The 26725-nt window shown below is 50.4% G+C and carries 22 protein-coding genes, 2 tRNA genes and 4 pseudogenes; 10 read left to right on the top strand and 18 right to left on the bottom strand.

Annotated features, from left to right (window positions below; genetic code table 11):
* Positions 1-564: pseudogene (locus OGY15_RS19705) on the bottom strand (transposase); the annotation flags it as partial.
* A 93-nt stretch (positions 565-657) separates the two neighbouring features.
* Here OGY15_RS19705 and OGY15_RS19700 point away from each other — a divergent pair.
* Positions 658-1416, top strand: a pseudogene (locus OGY15_RS19700) (c-type cytochrome); the annotation flags it as partial.
* A gap of 43 nt (positions 1417-1459) precedes the next feature.
* Here OGY15_RS19700 and pdxR read toward each other — a convergent pair.
* Positions 1460-2932 carry a MocR-like pyridoxine biosynthesis transcription factor PdxR gene (gene pdxR, locus OGY15_RS19695; RefSeq protein WP_151219064.1) on the bottom strand — a complete coding sequence of 491 codons (1473 nt, stop codon included), beginning with the start codon at positions 2930-2932 and terminating at the stop codon, positions 1460-1462.
* Between the two features lie 104 nt (positions 2933-3036).
* On the opposite strand from pdxR, the gene puuE reads away from it, so the two are divergent.
* The 3 genes and pseudogenes from puuE to OGY15_RS19680 form a co-directional block, all read left to right on the top strand.
* Complete coding sequence (gene puuE, locus OGY15_RS19690) at positions 3037-4299, top strand: 4-aminobutyrate transaminase (RefSeq protein WP_187259519.1); 1263 nt, start codon at positions 3037-3039, stop codon at positions 4297-4299.
* Positions 4300-4476: 177 nt separating this feature from the next.
* Positions 4477-5288 (top strand): annotated as a pseudogene (locus tag OGY15_RS19685) (ABC transporter substrate-binding protein).
* Positions 5275-5823: pseudogene (locus OGY15_RS19680) on the top strand (FecCD family ABC transporter permease); the annotation flags it as partial. The pseudogenes OGY15_RS19685 and OGY15_RS19680, both read left to right, overlap by 14 nt.
* A 322-nt stretch (positions 5824-6145) precedes the next feature.
* Here the strand turns inward: OGY15_RS19680 and OGY15_RS19675 are convergent.
* The 6 genes from OGY15_RS19675 to OGY15_RS19650 form a co-directional block, all read right to left on the bottom strand.
* Positions 6146-6222: transfer RNA gene (locus OGY15_RS19675), tRNA-Val, on the bottom strand.
* A gap of 4 nt (positions 6223-6226) precedes the next feature.
* Positions 6227-6303 (bottom strand) — tRNA-Val (locus OGY15_RS19670).
* Positions 6304-6503: 200 nt separating this feature from the next.
* Entirely contained in the window at positions 6504-6986 is a 483-nt protein-coding gene (locus OGY15_RS19665; RefSeq protein WP_286540747.1) for a glutathione peroxidase, read from the bottom strand.
* Positions 6987-7252: 266 nt separating this feature from the next.
* Positions 7253-8257 (bottom strand): tryptophan--tRNA ligase, encoded by a 1005-nt coding sequence (trpS, locus tag OGY15_RS19660; protein ID WP_187259518.1) that lies wholly within the window; start codon positions 8255-8257, stop codon positions 7253-7255.
* Positions 8258-8457: 200 nt separating this feature from the next.
* Positions 8458-10242, bottom strand: coding sequence for a diguanylate cyclase (locus OGY15_RS19655; RefSeq protein WP_286540745.1), 1785 nt, complete (start codon positions 10240-10242; stop codon positions 8458-8460).
* Between the two features lie 117 nt (positions 10243-10359).
* Positions 10360-11469 carry an AI-2E family transporter gene (locus OGY15_RS19650; protein ID WP_151219068.1) on the bottom strand — a complete coding sequence of 370 codons (1110 nt, stop codon included), beginning with the start codon at positions 11467-11469 and terminating at the stop codon, positions 10360-10362.
* 211 nt (positions 11470-11680) lie between these two features.
* On the opposite strand from OGY15_RS19650, the gene OGY15_RS19645 reads away from it, so the two are divergent.
* The 4 genes from OGY15_RS19645 to OGY15_RS19630 all read left to right on the top strand — a co-directional run bounded on the left by OGY15_RS19645 (position 11681) and on the right by OGY15_RS19630 (position 14403).
* Positions 11681-12640 (top strand): YbgA family protein, encoded by a 960-nt coding sequence (locus tag OGY15_RS19645; RefSeq protein ID WP_151225403.1) that lies wholly within the window; start codon positions 11681-11683, stop codon positions 12638-12640.
* Positions 12641-12750: 110 nt separating this feature from the next.
* On the top strand, positions 12751-13350 hold the full coding sequence (locus tag OGY15_RS19640; RefSeq protein WP_286540742.1) for a cytochrome b/b6 domain-containing protein: 600 nt from the start codon (positions 12751-12753) through the stop codon (positions 13348-13350).
* 11 nt (positions 13351-13361) lie between these two features.
* On the top strand, positions 13362-14132 hold the full coding sequence (locus OGY15_RS19635) for a molybdopterin-dependent oxidoreductase (protein ID WP_151219070.1): 771 nt from the start codon (positions 13362-13364) through the stop codon (positions 14130-14132).
* A 25-nt stretch (positions 14133-14157) separates the two neighbouring features.
* Complete coding sequence (locus tag OGY15_RS19630) at positions 14158-14403, top strand: pentapeptide MXKDX repeat protein (protein WP_151219071.1); 246 nt, start codon at positions 14158-14160, stop codon at positions 14401-14403.
* A gap of 150 nt (positions 14404-14553) precedes the next feature.
* Here OGY15_RS19630 and OGY15_RS19625 read toward each other — a convergent pair whose 3' ends face one another.
* From OGY15_RS19625 to OGY15_RS19595, 7 genes are all read right to left on the bottom strand, one after another.
* Entirely contained in the window at positions 14554-16482 is a 1929-nt protein-coding gene (locus OGY15_RS19625) for a putative bifunctional diguanylate cyclase/phosphodiesterase (RefSeq protein WP_278237919.1), read from the bottom strand.
* A 17-nt stretch (positions 16483-16499) separates the two neighbouring features.
* Entirely contained in the window at positions 16500-16994 is a 495-nt protein-coding gene (locus OGY15_RS19620) for a putative pterin-binding protein (protein WP_151219073.1), read from the bottom strand.
* Positions 16995-17406: 412 nt separating this feature from the next.
* The gene (locus tag OGY15_RS19615; RefSeq protein ID WP_286540738.1) at positions 17407-18048 is read right to left on the bottom strand and encodes a helix-turn-helix transcriptional regulator; all 642 of its coding nucleotides are present in this window, start codon (positions 18046-18048) and stop codon (positions 17407-17409) included.
* A 124-nt stretch (positions 18049-18172) separates the two neighbouring features.
* On the bottom strand, positions 18173-19141 hold the full coding sequence (locus OGY15_RS19610; RefSeq protein WP_151225405.1) for a threo-3-hydroxy-L-aspartate ammonia-lyase: 969 nt from the start codon (positions 19139-19141) through the stop codon (positions 18173-18175).
* 27 nt (positions 19142-19168) lie between these two features.
* Entirely contained in the window at positions 19169-19564 is a 396-nt protein-coding gene (locus tag OGY15_RS19605) for a RidA family protein (RefSeq protein WP_151219076.1), read from the bottom strand.
* 243 nt (positions 19565-19807) lie between these two features.
* The gene (locus OGY15_RS19600; protein ID WP_151219077.1) at positions 19808-20116 is read right to left on the bottom strand and encodes a monooxygenase; all 309 of its coding nucleotides are present in this window, start codon (positions 20114-20116) and stop codon (positions 19808-19810) included.
* A 36-nt stretch (positions 20117-20152) separates the two neighbouring features.
* Positions 20153-20944: a PhzF family phenazine biosynthesis protein gene (locus OGY15_RS19595; RefSeq protein WP_187252505.1), complete on the bottom strand. Its 792-nt coding sequence runs from the start codon at positions 20942-20944 to the stop codon at positions 20153-20155.
* Positions 20945-21063: 119 nt separating this feature from the next.
* Here OGY15_RS19595 and OGY15_RS19590 point away from each other — a divergent pair, with 119 nt between their 5' ends.
* The gene (locus tag OGY15_RS19590) at positions 21064-21762 is read left to right on the top strand and encodes an RluA family pseudouridine synthase (RefSeq protein WP_252838349.1); all 699 of its coding nucleotides are present in this window, start codon (positions 21064-21066) and stop codon (positions 21760-21762) included.
* Between the two features lie 36 nt (positions 21763-21798).
* On the opposite strand, the gene mdtK is transcribed toward OGY15_RS19590, so the two are convergent.
* The gene (mdtK, locus tag OGY15_RS19585; protein WP_151219079.1) at positions 21799-23172 is read right to left on the bottom strand and encodes a multidrug efflux MATE transporter MdtK; all 1374 of its coding nucleotides are present in this window, start codon (positions 23170-23172) and stop codon (positions 21799-21801) included.
* Positions 23173-23389: 217 nt separating this feature from the next.
* Here mdtK and OGY15_RS19580 point away from each other — a divergent pair, with 217 nt between their 5' ends.
* Positions 23390-24037 carry a riboflavin synthase gene (locus OGY15_RS19580; protein WP_016152982.1) on the top strand — a complete coding sequence of 216 codons (648 nt, stop codon included), beginning with the start codon at positions 23390-23392 and terminating at the stop codon, positions 24035-24037.
* Between the two features lie 35 nt (positions 24038-24072).
* On the opposite strand, the gene cfa is transcribed toward OGY15_RS19580, so the two are convergent.
* A complete protein-coding gene (gene cfa / locus OGY15_RS19575) occupies positions 24073-25221 on the bottom strand; it encodes a cyclopropane fatty acyl phospholipid synthase (RefSeq protein WP_151219080.1) in 1149 nt (382 codons plus the stop codon).
* A gap of 290 nt (positions 25222-25511) precedes the next feature.
* A complete protein-coding gene (gene punC, locus OGY15_RS19570; RefSeq protein WP_151219113.1) occupies positions 25512-26717 on the bottom strand; it encodes a purine nucleoside transporter PunC in 1206 nt (401 codons plus the stop codon).
* Between the last annotated feature and the right edge of the window lie 8 nt (positions 26718-26725).

The raw sequence follows: 26725 nt of genomic DNA, 5'->3' as shown, positions 1-26725 counted from the left end.
GTTCTGCCTGTCTGCGAAGCAGCGCCCATACCCGACGATAACCATACGTGGGCAGCTCTCCGATAACATGGTGTATACGGCGAAGCACATCCGTATCATCCGTGTGACGGCTGCGGCGGCCGTCCTTCCAGTCATCGGCTCGTCTGAGAATGACGTGCAACTGCGCACGCGACACCCGGAGACAACGGCTGACGAAGCTTACTCCCCATCCCCGGGCAATAAGGGCGCGTGCGCTATCCACTTTTTTGCTCGCCCATATTCAACGGCTTCTTTAAGGAGTTCATTTTCCATCGTTTTTTTGCCGAGCAGACGCTGGAGTTCTTTAATCTGCTTCATGGCGGCAGCAAGTTCAGAGGCTGGAACGACCTGTTCTCCGGCAGCCACAGCAGTAAGACTTCCCTCCTGGTATTGCTTACGCCAGAGAAATAACTGGCTGGCTGCCACACCATGTTGCCGGGCAACAAGGGAGACCGTCATTCCCGGTTCAAAGCTCTGCTGAACGATAGCGATCTTTTCCTGTGTAGTACGCCGTCTGCGTTTCTCCGGCCCTAAGACATCAATCATCTGTTCTCCAATGACTAGTCTAAAAACTAGTATTAAGACTATCACTTATTTAAGTGATATTGGTTGTCTGGAGATTCAGGGGGCCAGTCTATTACCGATGCGCCCGCGACGGCTGTAGAGAGCGCGAAATCAGAGGGCAATGCTGCCTTGGTAAAACGGGGCGCTTATCTGGTGGAAGGTCCGGGACACTGCGGCTCGTGCCATACCCCAAGAGGCATGGCGATGAACGAAAAAGCCTATACCAATGCTGATGCCGAGTATCTGAGCGGCGCGATGATCGACGGCTGGTATGCGCCATCGCTGCGGGGCAGCGGAATGTCTGAGCAGGCGTTAAAATCGCTGTTACTGACCGGTAAAAGCAAACATGCCGCGGTTTCTGGTTCGATGGCTGAAGTTGTTACGCAAAGTACACAGTATCTGACCGACGAAGATGCCACGGCGATCGCGCAATATCTGCTGAGCCTGAAAAGCACGAAGCCCGAAACGGTGCGCGCGGCGGCAACCACGGCGTCGTGGTCGAACTCGCCCGAGGCGGGCAAAGTAATCTATAACCGTTACTGCTCCACCTGTCATGGCCTCGAAGGGAAAGGTACGGATGATAATGCGCCTTCGTTGATCAATAACCCGTTGGTGATGGTTGATGACCCAACGCCGCTGTTCAGAGTGATTGCCCATGGTGCAGAAACACCGACTACGCGTGGCAGTGTCTCCTTTAAGATGCCAGCCTACGGGGGCGTGTTAAGTGACAACGAAATGCGCGATGTGATTAATTACGTGCGTAAAAGTTGGGGAGAAGGGAATAGTGAAGTAAGCCAGCAGGATCTGGCTGGTGTGAAAAAAGCATCACATTAAACAGCATGCCGGATGATTGTAATTTGTCGGCCGGATAAGGCACTTAGACGGCGTTTACTCTGATAATACCTACCAGTCGGGTAAACGCCGCCGCCATTTCATGTTCTTCAATGCTGGCAAATCCCAGCAGCAAGCCGCTACGTTTGTCTTCATCCACATAGTAGCGTGACAGCGGGCGCACCAGTAGCCCTTGCGCATTTGCCTGTTGGGCAATCAAAACATCATCGCTCCCGGCGGGTAATTGTAGAATCATGTGCAGCCCGGCGTTGCTGCTGAAAGAGCCTAGATAATGCTCACCAAGCTGGCGGTTGATAAGCTCAACCAACATTTGACGCCGACGGCTGTACAGCTGGCGCATTTTTCGAATGTGCGCGGCGTAGTAACCCTCGCGGATAAACTCCGCCAGTGCGGCCTGAATCAGCAAATGCCCGCCACGATAGAGGTCGTTATGGACCTTCTTTAGCGGCGTGGCTAACTGTTTGGGTAACACCACATACCCGAGCCGTAGCGCGGGATAGAGTGTCTTACTGAATGTTCCGATGTAGATCACTGGCGTCTCTTCCTCCAGTCCCTGCAATGATGGAATAGGCTGGCCGGAAAAACGAAACTCGCTGTCGTAGTCATCTTCTATTATCCAGCTTTGTGTTTCACGGGCGCGAAAGAGCAGTTGTCGACGGCGACTGAGACTCATAACCGATCCTAGCGGATATTGATGTGACGGTGTCACAAAAATAAGCTTTGGCGCGGATTCGCCAGCTTCCGGCGGAACCATACCTTGTTCATCTACCGGAATCGCCGAAAAATTAACCGCATTGATGCGCAGAATATTCTTGATTCCCCAGTAGCCCGGCTCCTCAATCCAGGCGTTATCACCCGGGTTGCATAAAGTACGAGTCACCAGATCCAGCGCCTGGTGAATACCTTCAGTAATCAGAATCTGCTCCGGTGAACACCGCACGCCGCGGGCGGTGCGCAGATAGTCTGCCAGGGCTTCTTTCAGCTCATTCACACCGCCGGCGGCATCGTAAGTAAGAAGCTCCGGGCGCAACCGTCTCGCCAGCCGATCCTGAATTTTTTTGAGCACCCGGTGAGGGAAATGCGCTACATCAGGTACACCTGGAATGAAAGCACCCCACTGACGGGGACTGGCGCTGGCATGACCTAACAGCTCAAGGCAGCGGTCAGATAACCGGGAGCTCCCTTCCGGAACAGCACCAGGCGCTTTGTTGGGATGCAGGTCCAGATTGTCCAGCACGCTGTCGGTGACAAATGTTCCGCTGCTGGTGCGCGCGGAGATATACCCTTCGGCTTGCAATTGCTCGTAAACCCGCAGGACGGTATTGCGCGATAGCGTCAATTCGCCTGCCAGGTCGCGCGACGGCGGCATTCGGGTAGCCGGTTTCAGGCTACCTTCGAGGATGCAACTGCAGATGGCGGCATACAGGCGACGATGCAGTTTTTCATCCGTCTGTTGGCTAAATGCCTGCTTGATCACATCTCCGGCAAGTGAACGCATTTGGATCCTTAAAATAAAACGATTTGGCTCTCGATTAAAGTACCAGACGGCGTCTAAATTTAAAGCGTAATTCAACCCAAATATGTTTATGACAAGGTGTGAGAATGAACAATAAAAACCTGCAACAACGTCGTCTGGATGCCACGCCGCGTGGGGTGGGCGTGATGTGTGATTTTTATGCCCAGTCGGCAGAAAACAGCACCATTACGGATATCGAGGGCAATCAGTACATTGATTTTGCTGCCGGGATTGCCGTGCTGAACACCGGACACCGTCATCCTCGTCTGGTGCAAGCTGTTGAAGCACAGCTTCAGGCTTTTACTCATACGGCTTATCAAATCGTCCCATACGAAAGCTATGTGTCCTTGGCTGAGAAAATCAACGCCGTCGCACCTATCGACGGCAAGCGTAAAACCACCTTCTTCACCACCGGGGCTGAAGCGGTGGAAAACGCAGTAAAAATTGCCCGCGCGTATACCGGCCGTCCAGGTGTTATCGCGTTTGGTGGGGGTTTTCATGGGCGTACTTACATGACGATGGCGTTAACAGGCAAAGTGGCGCCGTATAAAAAAGGTTTCGGTCCGTTCCCGGGCTCTGTATACCATGCGCCGTATCCTTCTGCGTTGCAGGGGATTTCCACAGCGGATTCCATCAAAGCGATTGAGCGCCTGTTCAAAGCTGATATCGATCCAACCCAGGTGGCGGCGATTATTTTTGAACCTGTCCAGGGCGAAGGGGGCTTCGTAGTGGCACCGGCGGAGTTTGTGGCTGCCATCCGCCGTATTTGCGATGAGCATGGCATCGTGATGATCGCTGATGAGGTGCAAAGCGGATTTGCCCGTACCGGCGAGCTGTTTGCAATGGATCATTACGCCGATAAAGCGGACCTGATGACCATGGCGAAGAGCCTGGCTGGCGGGATGCCACTGTCAGGGGTAGTGGGTAAAGCAGACATTATGGATGCGCCTGCGCCGGGTGGTTTAGGCGGTACTTACGCCGGGAACCCGCTGTCGATTGCAGCGGCCCATGCGGTGCTGGATATCATTCGTGATGAAAAGCTGTGCCAGCGTGCGGCGGCTCTCGGAGAACAACTGCGTGCCACTCTGACAGATGCGCAAGCAGAGTGTCCTGAACTGGCTGAAGTGCGTGGCTTAGGCTCGATGATTGCCGCTGAATTCTGTGATGCTGCGACGGGGGAACCCAGTGCGGCCGTGGCACAACGCGTGCAGAAGAAAGCCCTTGATCAAGGATTGCTGCTGCTAACCTGTGGGCAGTATGGCAACGTTATTCGTTTCCTTTATCCACTGACGATCCCGCAGGATCAGTTCGCCAGAGCGCTTGATATCATCAAAGTGGCCACCAAATAGTAGCGCCGCACACTATTAATGAAAGCCGACAGTAGCTCTTGCCGTCGGTTTTCCTTCGTTCGCATAAATTGATCCACTTCGTGTGCATTGCAGTAATTTTCGGGAATGGGTTGCCAGTTTATTCGTTATGTAATTTAATGCATAGCGATTTTTAATCCTCTCTTCAGATGGTATCACATGTTAAGTCTCCGTTCTTTTGCGCTGGTATGTGCCAGCATGTTGTTCGCGTTTGCTGCCCAGGCCGACCGGACGATCACCGACCAGCTTGGTCGTCAGGTGACCATTCCTGATCGCGTCGATAAAGTGGTCGTGCTGCAACACCAGACGCTGAATATTCTGGTCCATCTCAATGCGCAGCAGGACATTGTTGGCGTGATGTCGAGCTGGAAAAAGCAGCTTGGACCTGAGTTTGCGCGCTAAAACAGGGTATTCGCCTGATTGCGGACGTCGTAGGGCGTAAACCGCAGGCCGAAACCTTAATTGATTACGTTTTTGCGGCGCGGACAAAATTCAACGCACCAGTCTCAAACATCCCGGATGCGCAAAAAGTCCGTATTTATATGGCTAACCCCGACCTGATGACATACGGCTCCGGGAAGTATACGGGACTGATGATGCAGCATGCGGGAGGATTGAACGTGGAGGCTGCCAGTGTGAAAGGCGCACGTCAGGTTGCGCTGGAGCAAGTATTAGCCTGGAATCCGCAGGTGATTTTTGTCCAGGATCGCTACCCGCAGGTTGTGGCTGAGATCCAAAACGATCCCAATTGGCAGGGGATTGATGCGGTGAAAAATCATCGCGTCTGGCTGATGCCTGAATACGCCAAAGCCTGGGGCTATCCGATGCCGGAAGCGCTGGCGATAGGGGAGCTGTGGATGGCCAAAAAACTGTATCCGGATGCCTATAAAGACGTGGATGTCGATGCGCAGGCGCAAGACTACTATCAGCGCTTTTATCGCGTGAATTGGCATTCAGATGCCGCTAAGTAAGCGCATTCCACCCCAGCAACCGCTCTTAATCGCGGTGGTCCTGTTGCTGGGCACCAGTTCGCTGTGTCTTGGGCAGTATCCGCTGTCGTTACGTGAGGTATTTTATCATCTGACGCACTTTAGCGGCGCTGAAGGGATTGCCGGTCAGGTTATCTGGACGGTCAGGCTGCCGCGTATTGTGATGGCGTTGCTGGCAGGTGGCGCGCTGGGTTTATGCGGCGCGACGCTGCAAGGGATATTTCATAATCCGCTGGTCGACCCGCATATTATCGGTGTGACATCGGGGGCTGCTTTTGGCGGAACGTTGGCTATTCTGCTCGGCCTGTCGCCGTGGTTGATGATGGGCTCAACGTTTTTCTTCGGTCTGACGGCGCTGATCCTGGTGTATGCCATTGCTGCGTTGCAGGGGCTGAAGAATACGCTGGTGCTGATCCTGTCGGGTATTATCTTGAGCGGCTTTTTTGCCGCGCTGGTGAGCCTGATTCAGTATCAGGCTGATACTGAAGAGACATTACCCAATATCGTGTTCTGGCTGGGGCGTAATGGTCTGGGGAAGAGTACGCTGCTCGATACGCTAACCGGCACGCGACCTGCTTTGGGCGGCAGCATTGAGAAGGAGGGGGGAACAGGGATTGTGGCACAGCATTGCTACCATGGAAGAGGGCATAGTATTCGATCTCAAACGCAAAAGGTTTTGCTTAGAAGATGAATGATACGCGCTGAACACGGCGTTTAGTAGGTTTTAGCGCATCGTTTATTAACAGCATTATGCGGACAATTAATTGAACTGAAGGATAAAAACAGAAGGTTTATTGAGGAATAACTATGGGAAGCAGCACCAAATCATTGAGATAATTTGGTGCGTCCGAGTGGACTCGAACCACCGACCCCCACCATGTCAAGGTGGTGCTCTAACCAACTGAGCTACGGACGCAAAATGGTGCGTTCAATTGGACTCGAACCAACGACCCCCACCATGTCAAGGTGGTGCTCTAACCAACTGAGCTATGAACGCAACGTTGTAGGTGACAACGGGGACGAATATTAGCGGCACAGACCGAATGAGGCAAGAGGGAAATAGCATTTTTCTTCCTGATCTCACGCGATTGCAGAGTAATTAAGCAAGTTGACTATATTTTGTTGATTTTGCAGCGTGTTTTTTATTCAGGCAGCAAGCAGGTGCATAATGTGAACGGTTTTGAATGACATGAGCGCTCAGTCTTTTAGCGCTGCAAGGATCGTGGCTTCTATTTTCTCTGGGGTCGTGAAGGGGGCAAAACGTTTAAGCGGCTTGCCGTCACGCCCGATCAGGAACTTAGTGAAGTTCCACTTGATCCGCCCACCCAGCATGCCGGGTAATTCGTCTTTAAGGAAACGAAACACCGGATGTGTAGCAGCGCCGTTGACGTCCACTTTCTCAAACATTGGGAAGCTCACACCGTAGTTGATGTGACAGGTTTGAGCGATTTCATCGGCTCCACCAGGTTCCTGCTTACCAAACTGGTTGCAGGGGAAACCCAGCACCACCAGACCCTGCGAGGCGTACTTCTTGTAGAGTGCTTCGAGGCCTGCATATTGTGGCGTGAAGCCACAATGGCTGGCGGTATTCACCACCAGCACCAGTTTGCCAGCGTAATCGGCCATCGAGATGGGGTGGCCATTGAGACTGGTGGCAGTGAGTTGATGAAAGGTGGTCATACCGGAATCCTCAAATATGGTTGCATTACTCATATTGCCTGCGGGTTACAGGCTTCGCTTCGTGACTTGTTATTATGGTAGCAACTGCCAGATTAATAAAATGACTAAGTTGAGAGGAAGGGAAAGGATTTTTCAACGGGTTAAGGGCGATTAATCTTCACTCTGAATTTTGCTGATAAAACGTGGATAAGATTCTGAAAACTCCCGGCGAAGGTAACTCGTCGGGAGCTGTCTTTATTTATTGAGCCAACTGTAACAGGTCGAGTTCAGAACACCGGCAAACCCAGCCCTAGCTTCACTTCTCTTAATGTCTGCTGTGTGACTTCATGCGCCTGTTCGCTGCCTTTTTTGAGCATCGCCATCAGCATGCCTTTATCCTGGATGTAAGTTGCGCGCCGCTCGCGCATCGGGGCAATAAGCTCTTGCAAGCACATCTCCAGCTCGTTTTTGCATGCACGGTCGCCCAGCCCGCCGCGCTGATAATGCGCTTTCATCTCCGCGACTTTTGCTTTATCCGCATGAAAAGCATCGAGGTAAGTGAATACCATATTGCCGTCAATCTGCCCTGGATCGGACACTTTTAGATGATTGGGATCGGTGTACATCGCGCTGACCGCATGATGAATGGCCTCTTCGCTGGCGGACAAGAGTAATGTATTGCCAAGCGATTTTGACATTTTGGCATTACCGTCGATCCCCGGAAGACGGCTGGTTTCACTCAGCAGCGCTTTACAATGCGACAAGACGGGGGCAGGTAACAGACTATTCATTTTATGCACGATTTCATTGGTCTGTTCAATCATTGGCAACTGATCGTCGCCAACGGGAACCACTTCGGCTTTGAAGGCTGTAATATCTGCCGCCTGGCTGATGGGATAAACCAGAAAACCAACCGGTAACGAGCGGGCAAACCCTTTCTGCGCAATTTCGTTTTTGACCGTAGGATTACGCTCCACGCGAGCCACGGTGACGATGTTCATATATAGCGCGGTCAGCTCCGCAAGGGCAGGCAGGGCCGATTGCAAACAAATAGTGGTCAGTGAAGGATCTATTCCTGCAGCAAGATAATCGGCCAGCACTTCGGGAATATTGTCGCGGATCTTTTGCGGTGTGCTGCCGTTATCGGTCAGCCCTTGGAGGTCAGCAACTAATACAAACTGCTGATAATCGTGTTGCAGCATGGCGCGCTGACGCAGCGAGCCAACATAATGACCGAGGTGCAACGGGCCGGTAGGTCGATCGCCAGTGAGGATAATGGTTTTGTTGTTCATATAAGACTCCTTAGTCATAAAACCGAAAGGGGTCTTCAAATGCAAATAACCGCCTTTCGGCGGTTATCTAAAATGGGGAAAACACATTCTGACCGCCTTTAAGAAGGCAGCCACCACAGGTTGTGATTAAAAGCGGTGATATCGTGTTTTGTGTTCATTGAAATAACATATCACCGCCTGGCATCGAGGTAAAGCCATGTTCAGCTCGCTTCCAGCATGCCAAAGCTCACGATGCGCGAACGTCCCAGCTCTTTAGCGCGATACAAGGCCACGTCTGCAGCACGCAGCAGGTTGTCGCTCTGGGCGTGCTGAGGATAGCTGGCTACGCCAATAGAGACATCGACGTGACCAATTTCAGAGACGCCAAAGCGCAGCGACAGTTCCCGTACACCGTTATAAATATCCGTCGCAAAGCGGTTGGCGGCCTGCTCATCCGTATTGGCCAGCAGCACCAGAAATTCCTCACCGCCATAGCGGAAAGCCATGCCGCTGTCGTGGACCACGCGCTGAATAGTCGCGGCGATACTTTTTATCACGCTATCTCCTGCCTCATGACCAAAGCGATCGTTAATATTTTTAAAATGGTCGATATCGATCATCAGGCAACTGATCGGCTCCTGGTTGCGTACGGCCTGGCTCATCTGAGTGCGTAAGGAATCTTCCAGATGATGACGGTTGCGCAGACCGGTTAGCGGATCGTAGAGCGCTTTCTCCAGCAGCGCATCGCGCAGGCGCTGGTTGGCTAAGGCCAAACCGAGTGCTTCCGCCATCAGCTCCAGATACGCACGCGAAGGAGCTGACTCATTGCTGAGATTCTGGAATGAAAGCAGGCCAATGGCTTCACCCTGGGCAATCAGTGGCACGCACAGAGTATGTTGCTGGCATGATTCCGGCAGATGGTAGCAGGCGATATCGGGTTCGCCTTGCACCGGCGGATGGCTCTGACCGCGGCGCACTGCCCAGCACTCATCCGGATGGAAAGCATCTGCTTTGCCCTGCGGTGAGAGCCATTGTGCAACGGAGCGCATCTGCCAGGGCTCCCGGTCAAGAATGTAAAGTCGTCCAGCAATACCTGGGGCAATATTCGGTGCAAACAGCTCAGCCACATTGATGACATCAGCAAAACTCTCGCAGCCCTGTAAGCGTTGTGTCATACGCGCCAACAGTTCGCGAATTGCCCAGTCAGCGTCTCGTTCTTGCTCCAGCTGTTGCCGTACCAGGCCGTTTTCGCGAAAAATGCGGATCGCCTGCGCCATATCGCCGATTTCATCAATCTGGTTAAAGCTTGGCGTCTCAACGGCGTAATCCTGCGATGCCAAACGGTTGACCACATCGCTCAAACGCACGACGGGACGCAGTACACGGCGTTTTAAAATAAAGCCGAGGACGAACAAAAATAGCAGAGCCGTAAGCCCAACCATCACTTCAGAGGCCGTACGCAGCTTACGCGATGTTTGGGTTGCATCTTCAATGGCATTACGCACGCGGTTGTCGAGCAACTGGCGGAAATGGTCTATGCGATCCTGAGCTCGCTCCAGTTCCTGTTCATAGGCTTTCCCGTACAGCAGGGCGATGGCCTGCGACTCTTCTCCACGCGCGACGCTGGCAAGCGCCGTGGCCTGCTCATCCTGCAGGGCATCCACAATCTGCAGCCCTTCATGCAATAGCGCCAGCTCTTCATCCGTTGCCCCAAGGTCTTTTAGCTTCGACAATCGCTGTTCAACCGCTTTTAGCGACGCTTCTTTCTGGCGGTAGGTGTTAAGTGCTTCTGAATCTTTTGCAATAACATATTCGCGTGCCAGATCTGATAGAGACCAGGCGTCAAGCTCCACTTCTTCGGTCAGTTGATCGAATTGATAACGCTGCTCCACCACCTGGCGTTCGGTATTATCGGCGCTGGAGGCCATCAGCATGACAATGCCGGAGGCGATGGTCAGACATACCGTCGCGCTATAGGCCCAGTTGGTAATTGTGGCTATTCGCACTGATGAGTTCCTTTTGCGACGATTAATGAATAAGCATGATTGAAATTATAGGAAACGTATGATTTTGCGTGAAAACAAAAGGCGGCCCTGAGACCGCCTTTTGTTATCGTCCAGCCCTCACAGATCTGGAGGATTTTTTCCTTCTTCCATAAAAGCTTCGTCGATTCCTTCCACGTTACCTTCATGGTCACGTCCGGAAAACAGATTCCAGCAGGTAATGAACAGCGCGGCAATTAGCGGGCCAATTACAAAGCCGTTGATACCGTAGATCTCCATCCCGCCGAGGGTGCTTATCAGGATCAGGTAATCAGGCATTTTGGTGTCTTTACCGACCAGCAGCGGGCGCAGGATATTGTCCACCAGCCCGACGATAATCACGAAGAAGCCGACGATGAACAGCCCTTGCCATATCTGATGCGTGGCGAAAAGGAATATTGCCGCAGGTACCCAGACGATCGCTGAGCCGACAGCGGGCACGAGGGAGAGAAACGCCATTAGCGCGCCCCACAGTACGCTGCCGTCGATATCAACAACAGCAAACGCGATGCCGCCAAGAATCCCCTGAACCAACGCGACTACCGCCGTGCCCTTAACCGTAGCCCGTGTCACGCCAACGAACTTAGCGAACAGGTGCTGTTTGGCAAAATCAGAAAGCGGTAATGAGTCCAGAATCTGGCGTACCAGATAAGGTCCGTCCTTTAGTAAGAAAAACAGCAGATACAGCATGATGCCAAAGCTAATAGCAAAGCCGAATGTCCCTTTACCAATCAGGAACGCGCTACCTGCCAGGTACTGGCCACCCTGCAGCGCAACGTCCGACAGTTTTTTCTGGAGCTGTGCAACGTTGTCCAGATTATGTTCGGCGAGGAATCCTCTGGCCCAGTCAGGAAGATGCGAAATAATGGAGGTGACCACTTCCGGGAACTGTGTGTCGTTTTGTTGTAATTTGGTATACACCACGTTCAACTCAATCGCCAATGAGGAGAGGATCACCATCAGTGGGATAAAGACAATCAGACAGATAATGCCGATGGTGAGCAGTGATGCCAGCCCGTTGCGTTCGCCAAGGGCACTGCGCAGCCTGTTTTTCACCGGGTTGAATATTGTGGTCAGGATGGCAGCCCACAAAATAGCAGAAAAGTAGGGGGACAATACATCGAAAAACGCCCAGGTAACGAGGGCAAGGATGAAAATGAAGAAACCTTTAGTCAGTCCGTTAAATCGCATTAGTGAACCCTGTAATGAGAAGCAGTCCCGACTATAGAACTGTTCAGGGAAATTACCAACTTTCACTGCAAATATTCGTTATTTATGATTAATGTATCCGAACATTAAAAATTAAAGCTCACGAAAGTATGTCGTTTAAATATGCTTTACTTAATGGAACAGTCACACGAATCCTTCCCGAAAAGGGGCGCAAACAAAAGAGGGGATCGTTATGCATACTCAACCTGTTATCGGGATTAGTGGATGTTTGACCGGCTCAGCCGTGCGATTCGATGGTGGGCATAAGCGGATGGGGTTTGTGATGGACGATCTGGCTAAGTGGGTGACTTATAAACCTGTCTGTCCGGAGATGTCCATCGGTTTGCCTGTACCACGTCCCGCGTTGCGTCTGGTTCAGACTTCCCAAGGGGATATTCGCATGTGTTTTAGCCATGCGCCGGGTGAAGATGTAACCGATAAAATGTCCGAATTCACCGCCTCATATCTACAGGGACTTGGTAGTCTGGCGGGTTTTATCGTTTGTGCTAAATCACCGAGCTGCGGGATGGAAAGAGTAAGGCTGTATGACGAAAAGGGAAATCGTGGGCGAAAAGAGGGGACGGGTTTATTTACTGGTGCATTAATGGAAACCTACCCGTGGTTGCCGGTCGAAGAAGATGGCCGCTTGCACGATCCGGTGCTGAGGGAAAATTTTGTCGCGCGAGTGTTCGCGTTACATGAGCTAAATAAGTTGCGAGCCAATGGCCTTACTCGCCACGGATTAATACACTTTCATAGTCGCTATAAGCTCCAGCTGCTGGCGCATAACCAGGCGGGGTATCGGGAAATTGGCCCCTTTGTTGCCTCGCTTCACCAGTGGGATGATTTGGACGCTTTTTTCGTGGCCTATCGTGAAAAGCTTATGGCTATTCTTAAAAAGCCCGCATCGCGGAAGAATCACACCAACGTGCTGATGCATATTCAGGGTTACTTCCGTGAGCAATTGAGCGCTCGCCAGCGCGGAGAGTTACGTGACGTCATCCTCAACTACAGCAGTGGACTTTTGCCAATCCTGGCTCCACTCACGCTACTCAAGCACTACCTGGCTGAATACCCGGACAGCTACCTGCTTGGCCAGAACTATTTTGACCCTTATCCGAATGAATTAGCGCTTCGTTTAATGGTTAATTAGCTTACTGTTGGCGAATACGGGAAGTTATCACATTTTATTTAAACTTCCGTGAGGATGTGGTGATCACAATGCTGCCATGATGCGCTCATGTCATTCATGGAGAGCGCATCATGCGACCATCAACCTCAGAAACGGTACACCCGCTTTGGCTGCGCTGTTGCCATTGGGTAAATGTCGTTGCTATCGCGGGCATGTTGTTTAGCGGTTGGCGCATCTACAACGCCGCACCGCTATTTTCATTTGAGTTTCCTGCACAAATAACCCTCGGTGGCTGGCTGGGGGGCGCACTCCAGTGGCACTTTGCCATGATGTGGGTACTGGCCTTTAATGGCGCAATTTATCTCTCGCTTGGCATAGCCAGTGGCCGTTTTCGGCAAAAGTTTTTTCCGTTGTCATATCGACAGTTGAAGGACGATCTCTTGCAGGCGCTGCGAGGGAAACTCCAGCACGCCGATCTGCGCCACTACAATATGGTGCAAAAAATAGCCTATCTGTTCATTCTTCTCGATGGCATCGTGCTGGTTTTATCCGGTCTGGTGCTGTGGAAATCCGTACAGTTCCCGTGTTTACGGACCTTATTCGGTGGATATGATTCTGCGCGGTATGTCCATTTCTTCGCCATGAGCGCACTTGCGCTGTTTATTGTCATTCATCTGCTAATGGTCCTGCTGGTTCCGCGCACGTTGCTGGCAATGTTACGGGGGCGCTAAGGAAATACATCATGAAAAAATCCCGATTTCTCTCCGACACTGACACGCATTACCTGGTCAAAGAAGCGGAAAAATTACTCAGCCCGGACCGCCGTCGTTTACTGCGCCAGGGACTGACGCTCGGCGGCATCATGATGCTTACCGGTTGCGATATCAGCGACAACACGGATGTGGAAAATGTGCTCTCACGTATGTCACGTTTTAACGATCGGGTGCAGGGGTTTTTATTCAGCGACCGTGCGCTTGCGCCTGAATATACATCCGCAGAGATCACGCGTCCTTTTCCATTTAATGCTTTTTACGGGCCAGAAGATATTCCGCAGGTGGATGGCCGGGACTATCGCCTTGAAATTCGCGGGCTGGTGCGTGACAACCGCAACTGGACGCTGGCGGAGCTGCACAACATGCAGCAGACAAGTCAGATTACCCGTCACATTTGCGTTGAAGGATGGAGTGCAATTGGAAAATGGGGTGGTGTGCCGTTTCGTCACTTTTTGACGCTCGTTGGTGCCGATTTGCGCGCGAAGTACGTCAGCTTTCGCTGTGCAGATGACTACTACACCAGCATAGACATGGCCACGGCGTTACACCCTCAGACGCTGATGGCATTGACGTGGGATAACCAGATCCTCCCGGCAGAATATGGCTACCCCATAAAGCTACGTATCCCTACCAAGCTGGGGTACAAGAATCCCAAACATATCCAGGTCATTGAAATCACGAATCGTTTCCCGGGCGGTTATTGGGAAGATCAGGGTTACAACTGGTTTGGTGGCAGTTAATACTACAACACAACGAGGAACTACCATGAAAAAGATGATCATCGCCGCAACCGTATTTTCCGCTCTGTTTATGGCAAACGTACAGGCCGCCGATTCGATGGGCAAAGACGGTATGGCTAAAGACACAATGTCAAAGACACATGACAACATGTGTAAAGACAATATGTGCAAAGACACTATGAGTAAAAAACCAATGACCAAAGACAGTATGGGAAAAATGGACAATATGAAAAAAGATAATATGAATAAAAACCATGAAATGAAAAATTAATTCTTTTTCAATTTCACAGATGTACCCTGTTTTAAAACAGGGTACATTAATTTTTAACGGCGACTGCAGGATGTCAGTCAGTGACTAAAGCTTAATTAACATCCTTTTTCCCAAGGCCAGACCATTCAGAGCTGGGGAGGCGTTTGTGATTTAACCATATCTGATTTCCTTATCAATACAAGGTTGAGGTTTACCAAACAGATATCCTTGTGCGAAATCGCAGCCGAGAGCCTGCAGTCTTTCCAGTTGTTCCTGCGTTTCAACACCTTCTGCGACAGCCTTCATATTAAGGGACTTCGCCATGCCAGTGATCAGTTTGATGATATTAAGGGCATCTTCCTGTGTAGATATCGAATGCACAAAGGACTTGTCTATTTTGATTTTATCGAAGGCAAGCCTGCTCAGTCGCGAAAGAGAAGAGTATCCGGTACCAAAATCGTCGATGGAGATTTTTACGCCAAGGGCTCTGAGTTTATTCAGGGTATTCATCGGCGTTGTACTCTCAGTAAAGATAGAGGATTCTGTCACCTCCAGTTCAAGACGATCAGGTGGTAGTCCTGTTTCTTTCAGAATGGACAGCACGATACCGGCAAAGGTTTTGCTGCTTAGCTGAACGGGAGAGACATTGACTGAAATTTTAACCGGAATTGCCCAACAAGCTGCCTCCCGGCAAGCAATTTCGAGCACGGCTTTCCCCATCTCATTAATCATTCCTGTTTTTTCAGCAACGGGAATGAAGCTATCCGGTGACAGGAGGCCCTTAAGAGGATGGAGCCATCTAATAAGTGCTTCGTAACTGTAAATTTTCTGGCTGAAAGAGTCGACAATAGGCTGATAATAAACCACGAATTCTTTGTTCACAATTGCCAGGGCCATATCATGCTCAAGTGTTCTGCTTTCTTGCAGCTTTTCTAACATTCGTTGCCGGAAGACCTTTATCTTGCCAGAACCGTCGTTTTTGGCTTCATAAAGCGCCAGATCGGCAAATTTATAAAGATAGTCGGGGCGACGTTCAGTATCTGAGATAACAATACCAACGCAGGTAGTTATATTGATAATTGTGTTGTAAATAGTATAGGGTTGGCTGATATATTCACATATTTTCTGAGCTCGTGAAACTGCGCGACTTTCTGTCAAACCGCTTGAGAGAAACGCAAACTCATCTCCACCTAATCGATACAGTGTATCCGAAGTCAGGCTTATCGAAGTCAGACGGTTTGATATCTGACGTAGTAAAATGTCACCGGCATCATGACCATAGGTATCATTTACCTCCTTGAAGCGATCTAAATCAAACAACATCACAATCACAGAGTCGTTATTTTTTTCTGCCATCTCGATTGTTTTATTTAAATCACCCCAGAATAGCTGGCGATTATTCATCTCGGTAAGAGAGTCATGGTAGACGTCATATTCCAGTTTAGCATTCTGGATTTGTAGCTTTTCTTTAGATATCTGCAGTTCTTCGGCAAGACTCTTAACCTGAAGGTGTGCACGTAGGATATTTCTGTTTTGATAGAAAATGAGCACGCCCAGAATCGCACTCAGTATTATCAGTAGCACAGAGGTTGCTGAATATATGTAGTACAGTGTTTGAATTTTCTGGTTGGCGTTATTGATCGAGTTAACATCCTTGTTTAACGCGCCGGACGAAAGACGACCAAGTGGCGCATCCAGAGTATGCATTTTTTTTAGATAGTCCTGGAGTGCTGAACGGTTCATTTTTTCCAGATTAACATCCAGAAAATTTAGGGTGTTTTCAAGTTTTACCGCCAGTTGACGGTGCGCTATATTGCTTTCAATGTAGCGCCCCAAATCACCCTCTTTGATCAAATCACTCTGGCTGAGCATAATGTCGAGACGCATGCGTACATTATCGAGATTCATCGTATCATCGATAGTGTAAAGAGCTAACAATGATTCAAATCGATAATATTGAGATACCAGCTGTGCAGCAGACCAGGAATCGGTGTAGTGAGTTAGCTTCTGTAACTCTTGTTGTCTTTCATGCACGAGGAATGAGATATATCCAGTAGATATAAAAAGAAAAAAGATGATACCAGCCAGTATTCTGTTCATGATGTTCCTCTGAACGCCTACTCGATATCCATACTACTGACCTGCCATGCAGACCTGGAGTAATAAATCTGGTTATTCAGTTCCGGCATGCTGTCATAGGGGTACACAATGAATAACGGGCCTTTATCACGGATGCGCATATATTTTCCGTTGATTTTTAAAGCAAGGATAGCATCGTATTTTTTGAAATCACTGAGAGGGATAACGGTCGTGTAGTCATTGAGCGCAGTCACCTTTACAACCGATCCTTTTGCACCGACATAATCCATGAGCTTTTGTAATGGAATACCCGTAAAGGTCGTGCGACCATTATACCAGGGGGAGGTGGTCTGGAAACTTACCATTCCCAGTTTCTCAAGGCTGGCGGTATCAAAAACGGCTTTCCCGTCTTCATTTGTATTTTCAATATTTCCGGACAGTGTTAAAAGGACTTTACCTGCAGGTTTGGGCAGTTCGCTGGCATAGACCTGGGTGACGAGCATAAAGCTTAACAACATGGCGATTAATCGCATTCTGACCTCACCGGCTACCGGATGTGTAAAAGAATTATAATTTAGATATTATGTTAATTATATATGCGGCCTGGTTAATATTTGTTGAATAAACGTGAATATATTTTTATTGATAAAAATCAGATAGTTAGGGTTTGCTTGCTTTTAAAGTTGCTCAAGCAAGGTTGATGAAGTTATTAGAAGGGCGTTAATCTTTATTGATTTGTACAAAAAACAACCTGCATGTTTCATTAGGGCAACTAAACACGCAGAGATGCAAAGGTTTATCTTTTGTGTAGTCACAAGATAATACTGTTTTTCTTGCGGATGGCTATGTCGGCACAACGCCCCCTCAGCATGTGGCGGAGCACTTTGTGCCAGTAATGAATGACATGTCACTGACCTGCGCTAAGGCATACCTTATATGACCATCTTACTCATTTAACGGTGTCGACTGACGGGCATACAGGTAAGCGGTAGCTCTGGATACCCCCAGATGCTGTGCCACGGTATCCATTGATTTTCGTACGTTCAGCAACCCCTCTTTGCGTAACTGTTGAATCAGCAGCTTACGGTCTTCAGGTTTAAGAGCGCGGGCCGTCGTTGCGCGTTTAGCGGCAAAGTCATCGATACGCTGGCGGATGACTTCATTACTGCCAGGGTCGATATGTTCCTTAATAGGCGAGTTTTCAGTTTCAGTAAATTGTGCAAGGGCACTCTGCATGCCACGAAACAGCGTCATATCCACGTTCAGACAGAGTGCTGCTACGTATTTACCTTCTTCGTCTTTGATGCCAATGGATGTACTTTTCACCGGGCGGCCATCGGCAAACTGGTTGCTGTAATTCGCAATGATGCTGGGAAATTCGGGCGATGCGATTCGCGCCAGACCCAGTTCTGTTGCCGGCTGGCCGGGTTTGCGTCCTGACAAATTGTTATGGATGGACAAAATGGCATGTTCAGGATACTTGAGGTCATGAACCACCACTTCGCAAAATGGAGAGAAGGTCTCGCCGAGCCCCCTGGCGATAGTGTCAATTTGGCTGAGAAGCGAGTTGTTGTCAGTTTTGGGCATGCCAGTCTCCTGTGGTGATGCCTGTAGCCACGATTGCGAGCAGTTTACAGTGAGCAAGGTTCGCTTTTCCAGACAGGAATATACAGACAGTAATAAGGTATCCGCATAGCAGATACCTTTTTGATCAACTTACGAGGAATTCACTGTAGCGGCTGATATCCACGTTCCCGCCGCTAATGATAATACCGATTTTCTTACCGCGAAGTTCTGCCTTACGGGCTCGCGCAGCAGCAAAACCCAGGCATCCGGTCGGCTCCACGACGATTTTCATGCGCTCAGCGATAAATTTCATCGAGGCGACCAGTTCATCATCTGAGACGGTCAGAATATCGTTAACGTTTTGCTGAATGATCGGAAACGTTATCTTCCCGAGATGTTGGGTCTGCGCACCGTCAGCGATGGTTTTGGGCGTATCAATATGAACAATTTTTCCGCTGCGAAACGACCGTTGCCCATCGTTTCCCGCTTCGGGTTCGACGCCATAGATGAGGCAGTCAGGGGAGAGATGTCGGGCTGCCAGTGCGGATCCTGAAAGCAGGCCGCCGCCACCCAGACACACGAACAGAACGTCCAATTGACCCACTTCTTCAATCAGCTCTTTTGCGGCAGTGCCCTGGCCCGCAATCACGTGCGGATGATCGTAAGGCGGGATTAGCGTCAAACCGTGTTTCTCTGCCAGCTCCCGGCCTATTTTCTCACGATCTTCGGTATAGCGATCGTAAATCACCACATTTCCACCATAGCCTTTTGTTGCCGCAACTTTAGCTGCCGGGGCATCGTGCGGCATGATAATCGTCGCCGGGATCCCCAACAACTTTGCCGACAGGGCAATGGCCTGCGCATGGTTGCCGGAAGAAAAGGTGACGACGCCTGCAGCGCGTTGTTCTGGTGTAAACTGGCGCAGCGCATTCATAGCTCCGCGAAATTTAAACGCGCCCATTCTCTGGAAGTTTTCGCATTTGAAGAAAACGTCAGCCGCAAATTCGTCATTAACCGTTCGGGAGGTCATCACCGGTGTTTTGTTGGCATACTCGGCGATGCGCTCTGCCGCAGCGGCAACATCGTTATAATCAGGCAGTGTCATTTCAGTCATTCTTGTTCACCTGTATGTCGTTAAACGTCACGCTTGTGGGGCCAAGGCAATAGCTTCGATTTCCAGCGCGAAACCATAATGAAGCTCTGCAACACCGGCTACTGCTCGAGATGGGCGGAAATCACCGATCCACTCGCCATAGATTTTGTTAAACGTTGGCCACTGGTTGATATCTGTCACATAGACGCGTACTGACACCAAATGCTGTCGGGAAATTCCAGCGCCAGCCAGGCAGGCATCAATATTCTGTAGCACCAGTCGCGTCTGCTCTTCAAAAGAAGCATTCGTTTTCTTTTCGCCATCAATAGTGACCGGCAACTGGCCGGAAATGAAGACGAACCCGCCAGCCGTTGTACTGTGCGAGTAATGACCAGCAGGTGGAAAGCCCCCTGCAGATGCGTTCAATGTAATCTCCACAGACATAAAGAATCTCCTGATGTTGATGATAATTCATTTTGTATAAAATAATACAGTTTGTATTATTTTATACGCTTTCATGCAACGTCAGGCTAGTGATAATTTTCACAGGTGCTGATTTTGTGAACTATTGCAAATGTGGTTAACGTAAAAGCTATGCTGAGTGGGAACAGGGAGGTTTCGGTTTTAACGAGGGGAAAGCAGTATCAGTGGTGAAACGCCCCGGGGAGGGGCGTCTGAAGCAAAAAATTAGCCAATATGACCGTGGTTAATTTTACTTAACGGCTCATTAATATCGAAGATTTTGAACGTCACGTCTTCCACTCCCAGATGCTTCAGACGGGCAGTGTGCTTTTTGATATAGGCTAGCGCGCTGACTTCATCCTGAAACAGGTAGATGCCACCGGCTTCGTGGTTTGCTTCGTTCTCGGTCCAGATTTTCCAGATGAACCCCGGCTCCTGGTTGATGGATTCGGCCAGTTCAACAAGCTGATTCGACATCTCAGCGCCAAACGGACCATGAAAATCAAAGTGTATCTGCACGAGTTTGTTCGCCATAAATCCTCCTTGGATTGGTTAATTCGGGGAGAGCTGCTAGCGCAACAGCACTTTCCCAGTTAGATAAGTGATTGCCTGTCCGCCGATATAAACACGCGTTCCTGCCAACTGGCAGCGTAAATCTCCGCCGCGCGCAGAGACCTGGCGCGCCAGCATCTGTGATTTATTGAGTTTTGCTGCCCAGTAAGGAATCAGCATGCTATGTGCCGAGCCCGTGACAGGGTCTTCCGCTACGGCTTCACCCGGACAGAAGAAACGGCTGACGAAGTCGTATTGCCCGTCACCCGGCGCGGTGATACAAACCATTTTCCGCAACGGAAGCATGGCGTGGATGTCCGGGCGTACAGCCTCAACCTGCTGTTGATTATCCAAAACAATCATATAATCGCGCGCGACACGCACTTCTTTGTATTCGGTGATGCCTAATGTTTCCAGCAGTAAGGCGGGCGGTTCGGTGGGCTCGCTTTGCCAGGCAGGAAAATCAAGCGTCAGCCATTCACCGCTGCGCGTGACCGTCAGTGGCCCCACGAATCGAGTGGCAAAATGGAGGGTCGTACCTGGGTAGTCCAGATGTTCAAAGATGACATGTGCGGCGGCAAGCGTGGCATGTCCACACAGATTGATTTCTCCCTGAGTGGTAAACCAGCGCAGCTCAAAGCCATTCTCGTTGACGACAAAAAAAGCGGTTTCTGACTGGTTATGCTGCTGCGACATTTTCAATAATGTTTCATCGGGCAACCAGTCTGGGAGCGGACATACTGCTGCGGCATTACCGCCAAACGTGGTGGTGGTAAAGGCATCTACCATATAGAAATCGATTTGTTGCACGGTGTAACCCTCTCATCGTACTCGGGATAACCCACACTCTATCATGCCTGTACGACTCAAATTCGCCAGTCTGGTGAAAATTGGATATGATCTGCTCCCACATTTCATTCTGGCCGCACATGTCTACGATCCTCGATACTTTTATTGCCCCGCCTTGTCATGACGAGATAGAGATCCTCTATCAGGACGAACATCTGGTGCTTATCAATAAACCTGCCGGGCTGCTAAGTTTGTCGGGGAAAAATCCGCAAAATCTCGATTCGGTACATCATCGGCTGGTACAGATTTATCCCGGTTGCACGCTGGTACATCGGCTCGATTTTGGAACTTCAGGGTTGATGGTAGTTGCCCGTAACAAAGCGATCAACGCCGCGCTTTGCCAGCAGTTCAGTCGACGTACGGTAAGCAAAATGTACAGCGCGCTGTTATGTGGGCATCTGAAAAATGATGAAGGGGTTATAGATGCAGCGATAGCTAAAGACCCGGCGTTGTTTCCACGGATGTCGATTTGCGCCTTCAACGGCAAACCCGCGCGCTCGCGCTATCAGGTTGTTGAGCGTTTTCATTATCGCCAGGAAAATGGGGCGTCACTCTGCCTGACCCGGGTACAACTGACGCCTGAAACCGGGCGTACCCATCAACTGCGGATCCACTGTCAGTTGTTAGGACATCCGATTTTAGGCTGTGATTTGTATGGAGGTTGTCTGCTGCCAGGCACTGAAAGGGCGCCGCGACTGATGCTGCATGCCAGTGAATTGCATTTCAGGCATCCCATCAGTCAGGAATGGATGAATGTCCAAAATGCCAGTCCGTTCTGAGGATGAAAAAAGCCGCCAACGGCGGCTATTTGGGTATTATCGTGCAGCTCGTTGCAATATAACCGCTGACGGTTGGCGTTGTAGAAAACGCATTCGCAGCATCATCAGCACCGCCGCAGAAGTCAGGCCGATAATAAAGCCCATCCAGAATCCTGCTGGCCCCATCCGGTCAACCACCAGATCGGTCAGCGCCAGAATATAGCCGCTCGGCAGACCCAGCACCCAGTAGGCCGTAAAGGTAATAAAGAAAATTGAACGGGTATCTTTATAACCACGCAGGATACCGCTGCCAATAACCTGGATAGAGTCAGATATTTGATACACCGCCGCCAGCAACATGAGCTGTGCTGCCAGAGCGACAACTTCCGGGTTATTGTTGTAGAGCAGGGCAATGTGTTCACGGAATGTCACGGTGAAAATCGCCGTTACCACGGCCATGCAGACACCGACGCCCAGACCCGTTCTGGCTGCGGTTTGGGCATCCAGCGTGGAACCCTGGCCCAGACGATAACCGACACGAATGGTGACGGCGGCAGCCAGAGACATCGGCAGAACGAACATTAACGAGCTGAAGTTCAACGCGATCTGGTGTCCGGCGACGTCAACAATCCCCAGTGGGGAAACCAGCAACGCGACTACTGCAAACAGCGTCACTTCGAAAAACAACGCCAGCGCGATAGGTAAACCCAATTGCACCAGACGCTTCATTACTGCGGTGTCCGGCTTCTGGAAACCACGCTCATTACGGATGTCGCGCATTGAGCGTGCGCGTTTAATGTAAGACAGCATCGCGATAAACATTACCCAGTAAACCGCTGCCGTAGCGACGCCACAACCCACGCCGCCCAGTTCCGGCATGCCTAAATGCCCATAAATGAAAACGTAGTTAACCGGAATGTTCACCAGCAGGCCGAGAAATCCCATCACCATCGCGGGTTTGGTCTTGGCCAGACCTTCGCACTGGTTACGGGCTACCTGGAAGAACAAATACCCCGGTGCGCCCCACAGCAGCGCGCGAAGATAGCCAACGGCTTTATCCGCCAGAGCCGGGTCGATGTTATGCATGGAGCGAATAATGTAGCCTGCGTTCCATAGCACGATCATAATCAGAACGGAGACGCTACCCGCCAACCAGAATCCCTGACGTATTTGATGGGCAATCCGATCGCGGCGTCCGGAACCATTGAGTTGCGCAATGACCGGCGTCAGAGCCAGTAACAGTCCATGGCCAAACAGAATAGCTGGCAGCCAGATGGACGTTCCAATAGCGACGGCAGCCATGTCCGTGGCGCTGTATCCACCCGCCATGACGGTATCAACGAATCCCATTGCAGTTTGAGCGATTTGCGCAAGAATCACCGGAATTGCCAGAGCTAATAACTGACGCGCTTCACTTACATACTTTTGCACGTGTACACCACTATATTGTTGTTATTTGAGAGACTAAAAAAGCCGCCTTATCTGGCAGCAAGGAGAAAAAGCTGGGGAAATTTCAGTCTATTGTAGCGAGGAATACGTAATTCTCCAGTGAAAAAACAGGCAGTAGCGGCGCATCGCTGGCAACCTGAATTTCCACCTGCTATTGTGCTGTGCAGAGATGTCTTAATTGAGTTCAGGAGTTAGAAGTATGTTTACGGGTATTGTGCAGGGCACCGCGAAATTGGTGTCTATTGATGAAAAACCAAATTTTCGTACGCATGTTGTGGAGTTACCTGAATATATGCTGGATGCGCTTGAGACCGGCGCATCGGTTGCCCACAATGGGTGCTGCCTGACGGTCACCGAAATCAACGGTAACCAGATAAGCTTTGATCTGATGAAAGAAACGTTGCGTATCACAAATCTGGGGGATCTGAAGGTCGGAGATTTGGTCAATGTTGAGCGCGCGGCAAAATTCAGTGATGAAATCGGCGGGCATTTAATGTCGGGCCATATTATGACTACTGCCGAAGTATCGAAAATTCTGACCTCAGAAAACAATCGCCAGGTGTGGTTTAAAGTTCAGGATCCGTCACTGATGAAATATATCCTGTACAAAGGATTTATCGGTATTGACGGCATCAGCCTGACGGTAGGCGAAGTCACACCGACACGCTTTTGCGTGCATTTGATTCCGGAAACCCTGGAGCGTACGACGCTTGGCAAGAAAAAACTGGGTGCGCGGGTCAATATCGAAATCGATCCGCAAACGCAGGCGGTGGTTGATACCGTTGAGCGTGTGCTGGCGGCGCGAGAAAGCGCTATCAGCAACGTCACAGGTGAAGCAGGAGCCTGAGAGTAAAGCCCCCGTTAGCACGGGGGCGATAATAATTAGCGGGGAACGCGTAGGCCGTGTTCAACTCCGCGGGAGAAAACCACCTGCCATAGCTGAATGTCGCGAGCGCGAAATGCGCCTGCGCAAGCGTTCAGGTAATAGCTGAACATCCGTTTAAAGCGCTCGGTGTAATTATCGGCGATTTCAGGCCAGGAACTCATGAAACGTTCGTGCCAGGCCATCAGGGTGGTATCGTAATCCGCACCAAAATTATGCCAGTCTTCCATCACAAAATGCGGCTCGCTGGCGTTGGCAATTTGGCGAACTGACGGTAAACAGCCGTTCGGGAAGATATATTTATTGATCCACGGGTCAACGTTATTGTCGGTTTTATTAGAACCGATGCTATGCAGCAAAAAGAGACCGTCCGGTTTTAAATTGCGATCGACTACGTCAAAATAGGTCGCGTAATTTTTCGGTCCTACATGTTCAAACATGCCGACGGAGACAATGCGATCAAATTTGTCGTTCAGGTCGCGATAATCCTGCAGCAAAATGGTGACATCCAGCCCCGCACAACGCGCTTGCGCCATTTTCTGTTGTTCTGCAGAAATGGTCACGCCTACCACGCTTACGCCATATTGTGATGCCAAAAACTGGGACAAGCCACCCCAGCCGCAGCCTATATCGAGTATCCGCATTCCTGGCTGCAACTGCAGTTTTTCGGCAATCATTTTCAGCTTCGCCTGCTGGGCAGATTCCAGGGTGTCGGCATCTTTCCAGTAGGCGCAGGAATACTGCATATAAGGGTCGAGCATGCGGGAAAAGAGATCGTTGCCTAAATCGTAATGTTCTTTGCCGACAACCCACGCACGTTTTTTGGTCTGCAAATTAAACAGGCGAGCCGCTGCAATTCGCAGTGTATCTTTGAAATGGCGGGGGAGTTGGTTTTCAAGACCGGCGCGCAGGGCTTTACTAAAAAACATGTCCAGCCGGTCGCATTCCCACCAGCCATCCATATAACTTTCACCCAAACCTAACGATCCTTCCTGCAATACGCGCTTGAAAAATCTAGGGTTGTTAACGCGAATATCTGCCGGTGCCGGACCATTAACGGCGATGCCTGCACGGCTTAACAATTCACTGGTGATGCGGTACCAGTTATCATCCGGTACGCTGATATCTTCTATACACGATGAACTCATAGCTTCTCCATCACTGGTCGGTGATCAGAACCTTAAAACAGCGTAGACGCTTTTTTGGGCTGTGTGAGAAATCTCACGAAATTAATCCGTGAATCTATAATCCGACGTAGAACAGAGGAAGGGAAGAACCCTTGCCGAAAAGACCATCCGTGGGAATACGAGAACGTTCTTGTTCCCGTTACCGCATAAAAATTATCGTTTTTTTAAAAACCGGAAATCAGTATAGGCCTGAATTTTTGATGATTCAACATATAATTGTTAGCGAGCTAATTAATAGCCCGCGGTAATTATTAATGAGACTCTCCGTGGACAATTTGCACACGGTCGTCTGTTTGAGGGGTGCCAGCTTTCTGTGATTGCATTTTGTACCCTACGGCCGCCAGTAGCACCGTAGTCAGCATCACGCTGGTAGTGGTGAGCAGCGGGGTGGCGATCAGCCAGGAAACCACAAGGCTTGCCAGGAAGCATAAACCCAACTGCAACGTATTCTGCAATGCGGCTGCTCGTCCGGTCGCCTGCGGGAACGGGCGTAATGCCTGAGCGACAACGATAGGGTAGATGGCACCGTTGGCAATCGCCATCACGCAGAATGGGATCAGGATTTCAGCGAGCGCAACATGGTGAATAAAGCCGGTAGCCCAGGTGGCAACGACACTAATCGCATATAGGATGAGTAACCATGGCAGCAGTTGACGACCTTGCCATTTTTGTAACGCAGCGCGACAGCCGTAACCGCCGACTAAGAAGGCGATGGTTTGCGGTACATAGCTCAGGCCAATCACTGCCGGGCTGTAGCCCATTTCGCTGAGGATGAACGGGGAGCCCGTCAGCCATGCGAAGAAGCTCGCGGAACAGGCGGCATAAATCAGTACGTTCCCGCGATAGGTTTTCGAGCGTAGCAGGGTGGCGAATGTCAGTTTATCCTGGCTGTCGTCGCGCGCTTTAGCCGTTGGTTTTAAGCGCAGGGCAGGAAGCATCAGAATTAGGGTTATGGCAAACAGGGTGGCGAAAATGGCCTGCCAGGAAAAATGTACAAGGATCCAACTGCCTAACAACGGCGCCAATGCCGGAGATAATCCGACCAGCGGCATAATGGTGGCAAAGATGCGATTTACTTTTTGTGACGGATAATAATCAGTGACCAGCGCCTGCCAGATTACCGATGCCGCACAGACACCAACGGCTTGAACAAAACGCAGCGCCAGCAGGCCTGTGGCGTTTTCAACCCACAGCATGCCCAGACTACCCAGAGCAAAGATAGATAAACCCAGCAACAAAATAGGTTTGCGGCCGTAGTGGTCGGAAAGTGGCCCCCACAGAAGCTGTGCCACGGCAAAACCGGCTAAGAACAAGCTAAGGCTGGCGCTGACGGCTGATGCAGGCGTTTGCAGATCGGACTGAATTGCGGCGAAGGCGGGCAGATACATATCCGTTGCCAGAAAGCCGAGCACGCTAAGACCCGCCAGCCAGACTAAAAACCCTTTCCCAGGTTGCATCATCATTT

This window comes from Citrobacter sp. Cu231, from assembly GCF_030332265.1.
Lineage (GTDB): Bacteria > Pseudomonadota > Gammaproteobacteria > Enterobacterales > Enterobacteriaceae > Citrobacter > Citrobacter meridianamericanus.
The sequence above is the reverse complement of the archived record's forward strand: the minus strand, read 5'-3'. Positions and strand labels throughout refer to the sequence as shown.